Origin of the sequence: Pseudomonas sp. MIACH (genome assembly GCF_001269925.1) — a bacterium.
Lineage (GTDB): Bacteria > Pseudomonadota > Gammaproteobacteria > Pseudomonadales > Pseudomonadaceae > Aquipseudomonas.
This window is the reverse complement of record NZ_LHVO01000051.1, coordinates 145,581-160,718: the sequence shown is the minus strand read 5'-3', so window position 1 is coordinate 160,718 and position 15,138 is coordinate 145,581. Positions and strand designations below refer to the sequence as shown.

Genomic DNA, 15,138 nt, shown 5'->3' with positions numbered 1-15,138 from the left:
CGGATTCATACGTCCATCCGCGAAGTGTCCTCGGCCACCGAACAGGTCAACGAAGTCGCACTGCGGGTGGTCAGCGCGTCCAACTCGTCGATGGTCAACTCCGACGAACAGGCCAACCGCACCAACAGCGTTGCCGCCGCGATCAACGAACTGGGCGCCGCCGCCCAGGAAATCGCCCGTAACGCCGCACAAGCCTCCAACCAGGCCAGCGATGCGCGGCACTTGGCTGAAGACGGGCAACAGGTGGTTGAACGTAATATCAAGGCGATGACTCAGCTGTCGGCAATGATCAGCGCCTCAAGCAGCAATATCGAAGCACTTAACAGCAAGACGGTGAATATCGGCCAGATTCTCGAAGTGATCACCAGTATTTCCCAGCAAACCAACCTGTTGGCACTGAACGCCGCCATCGAAGCCGCACGTGCCGGTGAAGCCGGGCGCGGGTTTGCGGTAGTTGCCGATGAAGTGCGCAACCTGGCTCATCGCACCCAGGAATCGGCACAGCAAGTACAAAAGATGATCGAGGAGCTGCAAGTCGGTGCGCGGGACTCGGTCAGCACCATGAGCGAAAGCCAGCGCCACAGTCATGACAGCGTGGAAATCGCCAACCTGGCCGGTGAGCGCCTTAACAGCGTGACCCAACGCATTGGCGAGATCGACGGCATGAACCAGTCGGTTGCCACCGCAACCGAAGAGCAGACCTCGGTAGTGGAGTCGATCAACATGGACATCACCGAGATCAACACCCTCAACCAAGAAGGCGTCGAAAACCTGCAATCGACGCTGCGCGCCTGCGCCGACCTGGAACAGCAGGCGTCACGGTTGAAACAACTGGTGGGCAGCTTCCGGATCTGATCCAGGCACCCGTCGCTGGATTCAGCGGCGGGTTATGTTTCTTCTTTGGATTGGGACTTTTCCTGTTCCTGCTCCCACAACTCGGCGGCACCTGGAAAGTCGGTGCCATCCTCACTGTCCAGGTCATCCGGGTCATACCGGCTCAAACACCCCTCCCCCAGTGTCGCGGGTGCTTTGGAGGTGGCTTTGTCCAGGGGATCACTCATGGGTCAATCCTCAGCGGCAGGCAAGAAAAAGGGCCTGCCGCGATTTAACGCCCAGGCCCTCCATTCTTCAATCCAAACGCGTTGATCAGAACACGACAGTCTTGTTGCCGTGCACCAGCACGCGGTCTTCCAGGTGATAACGCAGGCCACGGGCCAGCACCATCTTCTCGACATCCCGGCCAAACCGCACCATGTCTTCAATGCTGTCGCTGTGGCTGACGCGCACCACGTCCTGCTCAATGATCGGCCCGGCATCCAGCTCTTCAGTGACGTAATGGCAGGTTGCGCCAATCAACTTCACGCCACGCAGGGAAGCCTGGTGGTAAGGCTTGGCCCCCACGAACGAAGGCAGGAAGCTGTGGTGAATGTTGATCACCTTGCCCGCGTATTCGCGGCACAGCTCCGGTGGCAGGATTTGCATGTAGCGCGCCAGCACGACCACGTCGGCCTCATGCTGCTTGACCAGGCGAGAGACCTCGGCGAACGCCGGCTCCTTGTCCTGCGGGTTGACCGGCACGTGGTAGTAAGGGATGCCATGCCACTCGACCATGCTGCGCAGGTCGTCATGGTTGGAGATCACGCAAGCGATCTCGCAGTCCAGTTCATCGCTGTGCCAGCGGTGCAGCAAGTCGGCGAGGCAGTGGGATTCGCGACTGGCCATCAACACCACGCGCTTTTTCTGCTCGGTGTCGGTGATGTGCCAGGTCATCGAAAACTCTTCTGCGATGGGCGCAAATGCCTCGCGGAAAGCCTCAAGACCAAAGGGCAGCGTGTCGGCACGGATTTCGTGACGCATGAAGAACCAACCGCTGAGATTGTCCGAGTGATGGCTCGCCTCGGTGATCCAGCCGTTGTGGGAGGCCAGAAAGTTACTGACTTTGGCAACGATGCCAACCCGGTCCGGGCAAGCAATCACCAGCCGAAAAGTGCGCATTAGGGGGGAACTCCAGAACTTCGCAAAGGCCGCCATTCTAGCGATTGTGCAGAAAAACTGCAGTATTCGATGAGGGTTATTCTGATCCGACGTCCTGGCCACATCCCTTAATAGCGTATGGTTTTACCGCAGCTATATGAACGAACAGCGCAAGCTCAAGCAATTATGAAGAAATTAAGGACATTATTTTCCGCGTAGCACCTAATAATTAACTCGATTGCATAGCGCCTCCACAAACATTCAAACTAATTCACCTAAATGCGTCCTTAAATGTTTACTTGGGCAAACCGCCTGACTATTATTGGGCCACTATCCCTGTCAATCAGCGTTCTACATAAGGTAGTCCACATGTCTCTGATCAACGAATACCGTGCCACCGAAGAAGCTATCAAAGAGCTGCAAGCTCGTTTGAAGAACCTGTCCCAAGATGACAAACTGAAAACCGAGCTGGAATTCGAAGGCAAACTGCGCACCCTCATGGGTGAGTACTCCAAATCCCTGCGTGACATCATTGCGCTGCTGGATCCAGAGTCGAAAGTTAAAGCACCACGTGGTGGCGCCGTGAAAACTACCGGTACCAAGCGTGCTCGCAAGGTCAAGCAATACAAAAACCCGCACAATGGCGAAGTGATTGAAACCAAAGGCGGCAACCACAAAACCCTGAAAGAGTGGAAAGCCAAGTGGGGCGGTGATGTGGTTGAAGGCTGGGCTACCCTGCTGGGCTAAGCTTCGCCAGGTCTGCGCTTGATACGCGACCCATTAAAAACGCCAGCTTGCTGGCGTTTTTTATTGATCGTCTTTTCTACAGCCCGCTATTACGTATTCACACGAGCGGCTAAAGCGTCAGCATATTCCTGCCACTGCTCCAGCACCTGCTGCTGAAACGGCGTCGCACTAACGGCCAACTCCTGCCGAGCTTGATTAAATGCCTCCAGGGTATTCGGCGCACCGAATTCAGGTTTTTCCAAACGTTGCTGACAGAAAAGTTTCCAGCGCTGTTGCTCCTCGCTGTTCAGCGTATCGGGGAAGTTACGCGCCCGGTAACGAAACAATAATTCAGGCAAACGGTGATCATCAAAAGGCCACTGCTGGCTGGCTAATTGTGCAGGCTCAGCCGCCCGGACTTGCTCGCATAACCGTCGATCACGATCCCCGATAAAACCGTCGTAAAGCTGCTGTTCCGGGTCTGCACTCGGGGCAAAATCTTCCTCAGCGTAAATGAGCGCCAACTTATCGCGCCAAAGTTCCTGTGCGTCAGTTAGCCGCAGAGCCCGCGACTGATACATATCCATATCCAACTGCAGGCGTTCACGATCTTCGGCCCGCAGCACGTTCAAGGGCGCGACCACGGGGCAACGGTTGATATGCACCAATTTGAGCGGTACCGGCAGCTCACCTTCGGCCAGGTCATCACGACGGGTGTACAGGCGTTGACGCAAGGCAGCGGCATCCATGTCCAGCAGCGCCTGGGGATCGAGCCCAAGGTCGCAGACAATCAGCGCATTGCGGTTGCGCGGATGCCAGGCCAAGGGCAGTACAACCCCCAGGTAATGACGCTCGGCGGAAAAACGCCCGGAGATATGCACCATCGGCTGCAGCAAGCGCACTTGATCCATCACGCGTTGTTTACTGCGTAGCTGAAACAACCAGTCGTAAAGCTTGGGCTGCTTCTCGCGAACCAATCGAGCCAGGGCGATCGTGGCACGCACGTCGGATAACGCATCGTGGGCCTGACCGTGGTCAATGCCGTTGGCGGCGGTCAGGCGCTCAAGCTTGAGGGTCACCCGCCCGTCCTGCTGCGGCCACTCGATGCCTTCCGGGCGCAGGGCGTAGGCGGTGCGAACCACGTCGATCAGATCCCAACGGCTGTTACCGCCCTGCCATTCCCGTGCGTAAGGGTCGAAAAAATTGCGATACAGGCTGTAGCGCGTCATTTCATCGTCAAACCGCAAGGTGTTGTAACCGGCGCCGCACGTCCCCGGGGCCGCCAGTTCGGCATGTACACGGGTCATGAAATCGGCCTCGGCCAGGCCTTTTTCCGCCAGTATTACAGGGGTGATCCCGGTAATAGCACACGCCGCCGGATGGGGCAGGATGTCGTCGCTGGGCTGGCAGTAAAGATTGACCGGCGGACCGACCTCGTTGAGATCGAGATCCGTACGAATGCCGGCAACCTGGAGTGGGCGATCGCTGCGCGGATTGATGCCGGTGGTTTCATAGTCGTACCAGAAAATGGAGGTCACGGGCTATTCCTGTGCTGAAGATCGACAAAGTCTAGGCGTTGAGCCGTGCCCGGGGCCAGCACCAAATAGACTGTACAAACATCCAGCAAAACCTCGAATGGTTGCTTCCATCGCCGACGCTGTTAGCATCCGTGTCTCCCAAACGCTCTGCACTGCCAAGGATCGCGATGCCATCAGCCCCATTGGATACCCGCTACCAGATCGAGACCCCGGAGGGTATCGACCTGCCACTGCGTCCAGCCGGCCTGGTGCCACGGGCGCTGGCATTTGCCTTCGACCTGGGCGCACGCGCGGTGGTCATGGGCGTGCTGCTGGTGCCATTGGCGTTGCTCGGCAATATTGGTATCGGCCTGGGCTCGCTTCTGCTGTTCCTGGTCAGTTGGTGGTACATGGTGCTGTTCGAGGTACTCAACCAGGGCTGCTCACCGGGCAAGCAGGTCATGGGCTTGCGGGTAGTGCAGGATGACGGCACACCTATCGGTTGGTCAGCGTCGTTGATCCGCAACCTCCTGCGGTTCGTCGACATGCTGCCTTTCGGCTACTTTCTCGGCGCAATCAGTTGCCTGCATCATCCTCACTTCAAACGCCTCGGCGACCTGGCCGCTGGCACGTTGGTGGTCTACCGCGAACAGCCCTTGGCACGTCCCCAGGTACCGCAAGCCGCACCATTGCGCTTACCCTTCGCCCTGGAACTGAGTGAGCAGCGAGCGATTCTTGGCTTCGCCGAACGCCAGGGTGAGTTGTCCGCCGAACGGGTACACGAGCTCGCCTCGATCCTTGCGACGCCGCTGCAAGTGTCGCCGGCCCGCGCCGTGGAGCAGCTCAATGGCGTGGCCCGCGGCCTGTTGGGGCCGACATGAAGCAGAGTCTCTTTGAAAGCCGTTACCAATCCCAGTGGCAATCCTTCGCCGAAATACTGGAGCAGTTGGAACAAGGCAAGGCCAAGGCCAATGACGTGGCCGATTTCCCACATCAATACCGGCGTCTATGCCAGCACCTGGCCCTCGCCCAGGAACGCGGCTACAGCAGTTACCTGGTGGACCCCCTGCAACAACTGGCGTTGCGCGGCCATCAACAACTGTATCGCCACCGCAGCCAATTGGCGGCGAATGTGCTGAGTTTCATACTGGCCGACTTTCCACGACTGGTGCGAGAACAGTGGCGCTTCGTGTGGATTGCCAGCCTGCTGTTCTTTGGCAGCCTGTTGGGCATTGCCCTGCTGGTCTACCTGTTTCCCGACCTGATCTACAGCATTGTCAGCCCCCAGCAAGTGGCCGAAATGCAGGGCATGTATGACCCCGATGCCAGCCGGCTGGGGCGTGCTGCCGAACGCGCATCGAGCGAAGACTGGATGATGTTTGGCTACTACGTCATGCACAACACCGGTATCGCTTTTCAGACATTTGCCGCCGGTTTGCTGTTCGGTCTGGGCAGTGTGTTTTTCCTGATATTCAATGGGCTGATCATCGGCGCGATTTCCGGGCACCTGACCGAAATCGGCTATGGCCAGACCTTCTGGTCATTTGTCATCGGCCATGGGGCTTTTGAGTTGACGGCCATTGCACTCGCCGGCGCAGCAGGCTTGCAACTGGGCTGGGCGTTGATCGCACCGGGGCAACTGACCCGTGGCGAATCCCTACGCCTCGCCGCTCGCAAGAGCGTGCAACTGCTGTGCGGTGTCATGGTGTTCCTGCTGATTGCGGCATTTATCGAAGCCTACTGGTCCTCCACCACCCAGATCGCCCCTTGGGTCAAATACCTGGTGGGCGCTGCACTTTGGCTGCTGGTGGCGACTTACCTGACCTTTGCCGGACGGACTCGCCATGCGCCTGAGTGATGCCAGCGTGGCGATTCGCCCGCGTACCGCATGGGAGGCCATGGACCTTGGGGTATTAATGGCCCGCGAGCATCGCCTGCTGCTTATGAGCAGTTGGGCGCTGGTGACCCTGCCGGTTTTTGCCTTGCTCACCGCATTGCTATGGAAATACCCATCTGCCGCCATGTTCCTGTTCTGGTGGTTCAAACCGGCCTTTGACCGCTTGCCTTTATATATCCTCTCCAAAGCCCTGTTCGGCGAAACGCCCAGCCTCAAGCAGGCTGTACGCCAATGGCCAAGATTACTTAACCACCAACTGGTGGCGAGCCTGACCTGGCGCCGATTTAGCCTCAGCCGCAGTTTTGTGATGCCGGTCAGCCAGCTCGAAGGACTGGACGGCGAGGCGCGCCAGAAACGCCTGGGCGTGCTGCAGCAGCGCAATGCCGGTGCCGCGCGCTGGTTGACCACCGTCGGGGTGCACCTGGAAATCGGGTTGTGGTTCGGCTGCATGGCGCTGTTCTATCTATTCATTCCGCAACAACTTGAACTGGACTGGGATTGGCAAAGGCTGGCGCTGGCGACGGGCTCTGAAGGGGTCTGGCTGGAACACTTGAGCAACGCCTTCTACGCCTTGATCCTGGTGTTTTGGGAGCCTATCTATGTCGCCTGTGGTTTCAGCCTTTATCTCAATCGTCGCACCGTACTGGAGGCATGGGACCTGGAGCTGGTGTTCCGCCGCCTGCGCCAACGCCTGAGCAATGTGGCCCCACTGTTACTGCTGGTGATCGGGCTGACATGGCTGTCATTCAACTCGCCCGCCATGGCGGATGAGGCCAAACCACTGCCCCCCCAGAATGCCAGCCAGTCCATCAAGTCGCTGCTGGACAAGCCTCCCTTCAAAAATCCGGAAACCGTCACCCGCTATCGCTTTGACAAAGAAAAACCCGTCGTTAAAAACAAGGCACACAGTGACGGCAAACTTCCGGCGTGGCTGCAGGCACTGCTGGACAACTTCAACAGCAATACTTTCAAGCATGTCGCCCAAGGCATGGAAGTACTGTTATGGAGCCTGCTGGTCGGTGGCCTGGCCTTGTTGGTGTGGCGTTATCGGGACTGGTTGCGCACGTTTGTCGGCCAGCGCGGGGCACGCATGCCCAAAGCGGCCAAACCAGTGCCCGCGCAATTGTTCGGCCTGGAACTGGGCACCGAGACCCTGCCTGAGGATATCGCCAGCACCGCCGAGCAACTCTGGTCTACCCAGCCACGGGAAGCCCTCGGCCTTTTGTATCGTGGCCTGCTGAGCAGGTTGCTGCATGACTTCAACCTGCCCCTTAAAAGCGCTGACACGGAAGGTCAGGTCCTGCAACGCATTCACCAGTTGCAGCAGCCGCAGTTACTGGCCTTCAGTGACGAATTGACTCGGCACTGGCAAAACCTTGCCTATGGCCATCACCTGCCCCCGGTCTCAGCCCAGCAGAAATTATGCAACGATTGGCGCGCCCTGTTCAGTTCGGGAGGTGCCCGATGAACCGGCCATTACTGTGGGTGGGCCTAATGGTGGCGTGCCTGATTGGAGCGGGCGGCTTTTACGCCTGGAGCAAAGCGACCCCCTATGAAGAGGTCGTGGACCGCGGCCCCTCCCCGGAAGCCATGGCCAACCCTTACCTGGCGGCCGAACACTTTCTGCGCCAGCAAGGCCTGGCCGTGGAGCACGCCAATGGCCTGGAACGCCTGACTACCCTGCCCGCCAGGGGCAACAGCCTGTTGCTACTGGGCGAACGCGGCAACATGTCGCCACGCCAGGTAGGGCAACTCCTGGACTGGGCCAAATCCGGCGGCCATCTACTGGTAGTCGCCGAGGCCCTGTGGGATGAAGAAACCGGGAAGAGCGGCGACCTGCTGCTCGATCGCCTGCATATCCACCAAGCCCTCAGCGACGAACCCGATGACCCCGCCCCGGCGCGCAAAAACAAAGCACCGGACCTGACCAAACTGTATGTCGACAATGACACCGCCCCGGTCTATTTCAGTTTCGACACCGACTTCAATCTCATCGACCCCAAGCACCTGGCACAGTTTTCAGCCAATAGCGCCAGGTCGAGCCACCTGATGCAACTCGACCTCGGGCAAGGCCGCGTAACGGTGATCACCGACAGCGACCTGTGGAAAACGCCCGACATTGGCAAACACGATAATGCCTGGCTGCTGTGGTATCTGAACCAGGGCACCGCCGTGACCTTGTTGTTCAACAGCGACGTGGATGACCTGTTCACCCTGCTGTTGCGTTATTTCCCCCAGGCGCTGGTGACGCTCATTGCCTTGCTTGCCCTGGCACTCTGGCAGGCCGGCATGCGCCAGGGCCCCATCCATGCGCCCGCCCCCAAGGCCCGTCGGCAGTTGCAGGAGCACCTGAAAGCCAGCGCCGACTTCCTGCTGCGTCGCAGCGGCCAAGGCACCCTATTGCAGGCGTTGCAGCACGATATCCTGCGCACCGCACGGCGGCGCCATCCCGGCTTTGAACATCTCGACAACACGGAACAATGGCGAGTACTCGCACACCTGACGCGCCAACCCTCTCACGTCATCAGCCAGGCTCTCGGCCCACTTCCGGCAAAACGGCTTTCCAGCGCCGATTTCAGCCGACAGGTGGCATGCCTGCAAACTCTCAGGAATGCCCTATGAGCGAATTTCCAAGCGCTACCGCTTTGACCAGCGAAGCCCTGCAGCGCGCCAGTCAGCAAGCCCAGGCCCTGCGCGTTGAACTGCGCAAGGCCGTGATCGGCCAGAACCAGGTGATCGACGATGTCTTGACCGCGTTGATCGCCGGCGGCCATGTGCTGCTCGAAGGGGTGCCTGGACTGGGAAAAACCTTGTTGGTGCGGGCACTGGCGCGTTGTTTCGACGGCGATTTCGCACGTATCCAGTTCACCCCTGACCTGATGCCCAGCGATGTCACCGGCCACGCGGTCTATGACCTGCACACCGAGCAATTCAAGTTGCGCAAAGGGCCAGTATTCACCCACCTGCTGCTCGCCGACGAAATCAACCGCGCCCCGGCCAAGACCCAGGCGGCCCTGCTCGAAGCGATGCAGGAACGGCAGGTCACCCTGGAGGGCGAGGCATTGCCCATCGGACAGCCGTTCATGGTGCTGGCGACCCAGAACCCGATTGAGCAGGAAGGCACCTACCCGTTGCCGGAAGCAGAACTGGACCGCTTCATGCTGAAGGTTCGCATGGACTATCCCGACGCCCAACAGGAGCTGGAGATGGTGCGCGAAGTGACGCGTTCGTCCCGGGCCGACATGCTGGATGTTCATCCCCTGCACAAGGTGCTGCAGGCCGAAGACATATTGCAGCTGCAGCAGATCGCCAGTGAGCTGGCCCTGGATGAGCAGGTACTCGACTACGCCGTACGCCTGGCACGCGCCACCCGCAGTTGGCCGGGGCTGGCGATCGGCGCCGGCCCGCGGGCCTCCATTGCGTTGGTTCGTGGTGCACGTGCGCGCGCCTTGTTACGCGGCGGCGAGTTCGTCACCCCGGATGACATCAAGGGATGCGCCCTGGCAGTCCTGCGCCATCGGGTACGCATTGCGCCGGAACTGGATATCGACGGGCTGGAGGTCGACCAGGTGCTCAAACAGTTGCTCGACCAGATTCCGGCACCCCGGCAATGACGCGCCCATGAAACCATCCCGTCTGCTGTTGATCTGGCTTGGCGTACTGCTGAGCTTGAGCATTCTGCTGGGTGCTGCACAAGCGTTGCAGTTCAAGGTGCCCGATACCTTGCACTCGGTAATGTGGGGCTTGCTCCTGGCACTGTTGCTGCTGTCCATGCTGGATGCCCTGCGACTGCGTCGCCGGCCAGCCCCACGGCTGCGACGGCAGATGCCCGGCAGCCTGGCGCTGGGACGCTGGGGAGAAGTGCGCCTGAGCCTGGAACACGACTATCCACAACCATTGACCGTGCAGGTGTTCGATCACGTCCCCGACGGGCTGACCGTGGAGAACATGCCCCAGGCCATTACGCTGCGCCCCGGTGTACGCAGCGAGCTGGGCTACCGCCTTCGCCCCGTGCGCCGCGGGCACTTCAGTTTCAGCCGCTGCGAGATCCATCTGCCAAGTCCGTTAGGCCTGTGGTCGGCACGACGTTTTATCGAGGCCAACGATGCCACCCGCGTCTACCCGGATTTCGCCCGCCTATACGGTGCACAGCTGCTTGGCGTGGATAACTGGCTGAGCCAACTAGGCGTACGCCAACGTCAACGGCGAGGGTTGGGGCTGGAGTTTCATCAACTGCGCGAGTTTCGCGAGGGTGATAGCCTGCGACAGATCGACTGGAAGGCCACCGCCCGACAACGCACCCCCATCGCTCGGGAATACCAGGATGAGCGCGACCAACAAATCGTATTCATGCTCGATTGTGGCCGACGCATGCGCAGCCAGGATGACGAGCTCTCCCATTTTGACCACGCCCTCAACGCCTGCCTGTTACTCAGCTATGTCGCCTTGCGCCAAGGTGATGCGGTGGGGATGTGCACCTTCGCCGGTGACGCTCCACGCTACCTGGCGCCGGTAAAGGGTAGCGGCCAGCTGAACCTGTTGCTCAACGCGGTGTATGACCTGGACACCACTCGACGAACAGCCGATTACCAGGCGGCAGCAAGCCAGCTGTTAGCCCGGCAGAAACGTCGCGCGTTGGTGATCGTGGTCACCAACCTGCGCGATGAGGACGATGAAGCGCTGCTGACCGCCATCAAGCGCATCAGCCGCCAGCATAGGGTGCTGGTGGCCAGCTTGCGGGAGGAGGTACTCGATCAACTGCGCCAATCTCCAGTGCAAACCTTGCCCGAAGCGCTCGCCTACAGCGGCACCGTCGATTACCTCAATACTCGGGATGAACTGCATGACCGACTGAGCGCCCATGGGCTGTCGGTGCTGGACACCTCGCCATCGGGACTGGGAGCGGCCTTGGTGACACGCTACCTGGGGTGGAAGAAAGCCGGCGTATTCTAAGCGACGCGCTGAAAAAGAGCGCACGACCACGGCCAGGGCAACAACCTCAAAGCCGGGTCGACAACGCGCTGTCTCTAGGCCGAAGCCTGCAAGGGATCAAAACTGAAGTACTGCAACAACACACTGATCAACTGCCCGTATTCCTCGGGCGCATGGCGCACGCTGAACCCGGAGTCGTAATGCTGGGGGTTGATATCTTCATGGCTCCACAGGCAAGTGGCCGTCAGGTCAATAGCGTGGAAGGTGTCATCAGCCCCAGGAATCTTCAAGCGTAGCTCGAAGTCCACGTCGACCATCATGGGCAACTGGCTGATTAACATCAGCCCATCTTCCGAGACATTCCCCAAGAAGCCGATGGGTTTGTCGGTAAGGCGATTAAACACTTGAAGGAAGTAAGGTAGCTGATGCCGCTCGATCCGTCGGTCGGTAAACATGGTGAGATCGCCATCCAATGGCCATGACTCTGGCCGTACCAGTGATTCGGAACGAGCATATACGCTCGCTCTCCTGGATCTCGGTATGACAACAGACAACGCTTGTCACTAGGCAGCTGCCGAATCCAGACCCCGCATTCGTTCGGATAGAAACTTATACAAACGAACATCCAAAGAATAGCCCAAGACTGGCAACGGGCCAGTTATTAAATGACGAATATCATCACAATGACGCCGGACGCGGCTGAGCAGCGCTGGCGCCTTTGTAGTACCCCAGTTGCTGGAGGGTATCGAGCCTCGCGCGAGCACGATAGGCATACTCACTCGACGGGTACTGATTGATGATGAATTGATAGGTTTGCACAGCATCAACGAACAATTTCTGCCGCTCCAGGCATTGCCCGCGCAGCATCGAAACCTCTGGCTGCACATAACGCCGGGTTCGGCTTTCGCGGTCGACCTGGGACAATTCCAGGGTAACGCGCTGGCAGTCGCCGACCCCATAGGCGCGGTAGGCGTTGTTCAAATGATGGTCCATCGACCAGCGGGTGCAGCCGACGACACTGACGGCGAGGGCAGCAATGAGCAAAATTCGCATGAGGGTTCTCCTGTCTTGTGCAGTGTATCGACCCCACGTCGAAAATCTTCAAGGATGTTCGTCTATTCGATCAACGCGAAAACAAGCGATTGGTCGATAAGTAGTGCAAACGAACAATGACTACAACCAAAGAGCATAGTAGCCTTCCTCAGCGCTTGAACTCAGGAGTCTGTGCATGTCCGTCCGTCGTACCAAAATCGTCGCCACCCTTGGCCCGGCCAGCAACTCGCCGGAAGTCCTCGAACAGCTGATTCTGGCTGGTTTGGACGTTGCCCGTCTGAACTTTTCCCACGGCACCCCGGACGAGCACAAGGCTCGCGCCAAGCTGGTGCGTGACCTCGCCGCCAAGCACGGCCGCTTCGTCGCACTGCTGGGTGACCTGCAAGGCCCGAAAATCCGTATCGCCAAATTCGCCAACAAGCGTATCGAGCTGAAGATCGGTGACAAGTTCACCTTCTCCACCAGCCACCCGCTGACCGAAGGCACCCAGGACGTCGTGGGTATCGACTACCCGGACCTGGTCAAGGATTGCGGCGTCGGTGACGAGCTGCTGCTGGACGACGGTCGCGTTGTGATGCGCGTCGACACCGCTACACCGACTGAATTGAATTGCACCGTGATCATCGGCGGCCCGCTGTCCGATCACAAAGGCATCAACCGTCGCGGCGGTGGCTTGACCGCCCCGGCCCTGACTGAAAAAGACAAGGCCGACATCAAGCTCGCTGCTGAAATGGAAGTGGACTACCTCGCCGTGTCCTTCCCGCGCGACGCCGCCGACATGGAATACGCCCGTAAACTGCGCGACGAGGCCGGCGGTACCGCCTGGCTGGTGGCGAAGATCGAACGCGCCGAAGCCGTGGCCGATGACGAAACCCTCGACGGCCTGATCAAGGCGTCCGACGCCGTGATGGTTGCCCGTGGCGACCTGGGCGTGGAAATCGGTGACGCCGAACTGATCGGTATCCAGAAGAAGATCATCCTGCACGCACGCCGCCATAACAAAGCGGTAATCGTCGCGACCCAGATGATGGAGTCGATGATCCAGAACCCGATGCCAACCCGCGCCGAAGTGTCCGACGTGGCCAACGCCGTGCTCGACTACACCGACGCCGTGATGCTCTCGGCCGAAAGTGCCGCCGGCCCGTACCCACTGGAAGCCGTGCAGGCCATGGCGCGTATCTGCGTCGGTGCCGAAAAGCACCCGACCAGCAAGACCTCCAGCCACCGCATCGGCAAAGTGTTCGAGAGCTGCGACCAGAGCATTGCCCTGGCAGCCATGTACACCGCCAACCACTTCCCGGGCGTGAAGGCGATCATCGCCTTGACCGAAAGCGGCTATACACCGTTGATCATGTCGCGTATCCGTTCTTCGGTGCCGATCTACGCGTTTACTCCCCACCGCGAAGCCCAGGCCCGCGCGGCGCTGTTCCGCGGCGTATACACCATTCCGTTCGATCCGGCTTCACTGGCGCCGAACGAAGTCAGCCAGAAGGCTATCGACGAGCTGGTCAAGCGCGGCGTCGTAGAGAAAGGCGACTGGGTCATCCTGACCAAGGGCGACAGCTACCACACCACCGGTGGCACCAATGGCATGAAGATCCTGCACGTGGGCGACCCGCAGGTCTGAGTTAAACGCTGAAACACCACTGTGGGAGGGGGCTTGCCTCCTCCCGCACTGGGTTAGCGCCTGGCAATCCCCCCCCGACAACCCCGCCCCACCACCAGCACGGCCCCTGCGCCGCCTGCTCGCCGCTAAACCCCTCGTCCAGTCACAGCAACTCGGGTTATCGCGAATCTCACGACCGTGGAATTCAGCGCTCAACCACGGGACAGAAACACATCGGCCAACAGTTGATTGCGCGGCAGTCCCGCCAGGAACAGGCGCTTGGAAAAAGCCTCGACGCTGGCAGGGTGACCGCAAAGCAAAGCCAGTGTTTGCCGGGAAACAAGCCGCAGTTGCGCCAATGCCTGGGTCGACTCAGCCGCGCTCCACAACTCCACCGTCAGGTTTGGATGCTGCGCCGCCAACTCGGCCAGGGGCCCGGCCAGGTAGTGACCGTCGGCCTCATGGGCCAGGTGAATCACGCGGATGGCGCCCTGGTGATCCTGGCGCAACGCCTCGCGCAGCACGCCCCACAAAGGCCCCAGGCCGGTACCCGAAGCCAGCAGCCATAGCGGTCGGGATTGCCAGTCGGGATCGTATTGCAGCGCGCCGCCACGCAATTCTCCCAGGCGCAGACGATCCCCCACCAACAACCCTCGCGCAACATCGCTGAATTCACCCGGTTGACGGCAATCGATATGAAACTCCAGACATGCATCTTCCTGCGGCAAGCTCGCCAGCGAATAAGGCCGTGCCACCTGCCCTGCCCATAACACCAGGTGCTGCCCGGCGCGATACCGCAACCCGCGCTCCGGTTGCAGACGCAGGCGCAGCACAGTGGCGCTCAACCAATCAGCACCCACCACCTGGGCCGGCAAACCGTCACGCAGCGGGTCGAACGCTTCGACCTGCAGATCGCCGATCACCCGGCACTGGCACGCCAGGCGCCAGCCCTCCTGGCGTTGTGCCGGGCTCAGCGCTTCGGGCTGCAGGTCCTCGACCTCGCCCTGGCAACGCACCAGGCACGCATGGCAACTGCCGGCCCGGCAACTGTAAGGCACAGCTACACCCGCCTGGTTCAAGGCATCCAGCAGGTTGCTGCCGGTGGCTACCGACCAATGGCGTTCGCCGACATGTAGATCAGGCATATAACTCTTCAACTGTAGGCGCGAGCTTGCTCGCGAAGATCGCTAACGATAACGCGGGCCGTCTGACGAAACCCATCAAATTCAAGTTTTTCGCGAGCACGCCCGCTCCCACAGATAAACCGAGCCGGAGGTTCATGACCATAGTCGGGTGTATCGGCCACCGCGCCGGGTTATACTGCCGCGCCTTTTTAGCGTCGCGCCTGCACCACTTGGCGTGCCTTGGAAAGGTGGACTCAGCCGACCGATGCACCCCACTGAGCCCACCTTTATTGAATGTTCCCTTATAGA

15 protein-coding genes are annotated in these 15,138 nt (G+C 59.8%); 9 read left to right on the top strand and 6 right to left on the bottom strand.

Translation table 11 applies throughout. The features are described from left to right. Positions 1-90: 90 nt before the first annotated feature. A complete protein-coding gene (locus AD670_RS32300; protein WP_371263188.1) occupies positions 91-855 on the top strand; it encodes a methyl-accepting chemotaxis protein in 765 nt (254 codons plus the stop codon). Positions 856-887: 32 nt separating this feature from the next. On the opposite strand, the gene AD670_RS31695 is transcribed toward AD670_RS32300, so the two are convergent. After that, the gene (locus AD670_RS31695; RefSeq protein WP_172681503.1) at positions 888-1,061 is read right to left on the bottom strand and encodes a hypothetical protein; all 174 of its coding nucleotides are present in this window, start codon (positions 1,059-1,061) and stop codon (positions 888-890) included. Positions 1,062-1,146: 85 nt separating this feature from the next. Beyond that, a complete protein-coding gene (purU, locus tag AD670_RS19130) occupies positions 1,147-1,995 on the bottom strand; it encodes a formyltetrahydrofolate deformylase (protein ID WP_015885632.1) in 849 nt (282 codons plus the stop codon). A gap of 348 nt (positions 1,996-2,343) precedes the next feature. Between purU and mvaT the strand changes: the two genes are divergently transcribed. Continuing rightward, positions 2,344-2,721, top strand: a complete 378-nt coding sequence (gene mvaT, locus AD670_RS19125) for a histone-like nucleoid-structuring protein MvaT (protein ID WP_053135788.1) — start codon at positions 2,344-2,346, stop codon at positions 2,719-2,721. A gap of 89 nt (positions 2,722-2,810) precedes the next feature. On the opposite strand, the gene sbcB is transcribed toward mvaT, so the two are convergent. Beyond that, entirely contained in the window at positions 2,811-4,238 is a 1,428-nt protein-coding gene (sbcB, locus tag AD670_RS19120) for an exodeoxyribonuclease I (RefSeq protein ID WP_053135785.1), read from the bottom strand. Positions 4,239-4,405: 167 nt separating this feature from the next. Here sbcB and AD670_RS19115 point away from each other — a divergent pair, with 167 nt between their 5' ends. The 6 genes from AD670_RS19115 to AD670_RS19090 are packed head-to-tail and all read left to right on the top strand — an operon-like array spanning position 4,406 to position 11,067. Beyond that, positions 4,406-5,098 carry an RDD family protein gene (locus AD670_RS19115; protein ID WP_053135782.1) on the top strand — a complete coding sequence of 231 codons (693 nt, stop codon included), beginning with the start codon at positions 4,406-4,408 and terminating at the stop codon, positions 5,096-5,098. Beyond that, positions 5,095-6,075 carry a stage II sporulation protein M gene (locus AD670_RS19110; protein ID WP_053135779.1) on the top strand — a complete coding sequence of 327 codons (981 nt, stop codon included), beginning with the start codon at positions 5,095-5,097 and terminating at the stop codon, positions 6,073-6,075. The genes AD670_RS19115 and AD670_RS19110 overlap by 4 nt, the downstream gene beginning before the upstream one ends. After that, on the top strand, positions 6,062-7,582 hold the full coding sequence (locus tag AD670_RS19105; RefSeq protein WP_053135776.1) for a DUF4129 domain-containing protein: 1,521 nt from the start codon (positions 6,062-6,064) through the stop codon (positions 7,580-7,582). The genes AD670_RS19110 and AD670_RS19105 overlap by 14 nt, the downstream gene beginning before the upstream one ends. Next, positions 7,579-8,736 (top strand): DUF4350 domain-containing protein, encoded by a 1,158-nt coding sequence (locus AD670_RS19100; protein WP_053135773.1) that lies wholly within the window; start codon positions 7,579-7,581, stop codon positions 8,734-8,736. Before AD670_RS19105 ends, AD670_RS19100 begins: the two co-directional genes overlap by 4 nt. Further along, positions 8,733-9,728: a MoxR family ATPase gene (locus AD670_RS19095; RefSeq protein WP_053135769.1), complete on the top strand. Its 996-nt coding sequence runs from the start codon at positions 8,733-8,735 to the stop codon at positions 9,726-9,728. Before AD670_RS19100 ends, AD670_RS19095 begins: the two co-directional genes overlap by 4 nt. Before the next feature lie 7 nt (positions 9,729-9,735). Beyond that, a complete protein-coding gene (locus AD670_RS19090) occupies positions 9,736-11,067 on the top strand; it encodes a DUF58 domain-containing protein (RefSeq protein WP_053135766.1) in 1,332 nt (443 codons plus the stop codon). A 74-nt stretch (positions 11,068-11,141) separates the two neighbouring features. Here the strand turns inward: AD670_RS19090 and AD670_RS19085 are convergent, their stop codons facing one another. Together AD670_RS19085 and AD670_RS19080 are read right to left on the bottom strand one after the other, a co-directional pair. After that, positions 11,142-11,501, bottom strand: coding sequence for a PilZ domain-containing protein (locus AD670_RS19085; protein ID WP_053135763.1), 360 nt, complete (start codon positions 11,499-11,501; stop codon positions 11,142-11,144). Between the two features lie 223 nt (positions 11,502-11,724). Next, complete coding sequence (locus AD670_RS19080; RefSeq protein ID WP_053135760.1) at positions 11,725-12,099, bottom strand: tol-pal system YbgF family protein; 375 nt, start codon at positions 12,097-12,099, stop codon at positions 11,725-11,727. Between the two features lie 175 nt (positions 12,100-12,274). Between AD670_RS19080 and pyk the strand changes: the two genes are divergently transcribed. Continuing rightward, positions 12,275-13,726, top strand: a complete 1,452-nt coding sequence (pyk, locus tag AD670_RS19075; RefSeq protein ID WP_053135757.1) for a pyruvate kinase — start codon at positions 12,275-12,277, stop codon at positions 13,724-13,726. A 191-nt stretch (positions 13,727-13,917) separates the two neighbouring features. Here pyk and AD670_RS19070 read toward each other — a convergent pair whose 3' ends face one another. After that, positions 13,918-14,850 (bottom strand): iron-sulfur-binding ferredoxin reductase, encoded by a 933-nt coding sequence (locus tag AD670_RS19070; RefSeq protein WP_053135754.1) that lies wholly within the window; start codon positions 14,848-14,850, stop codon positions 13,918-13,920. Between the last annotated feature and the right edge of the window lie 288 nt (positions 14,851-15,138).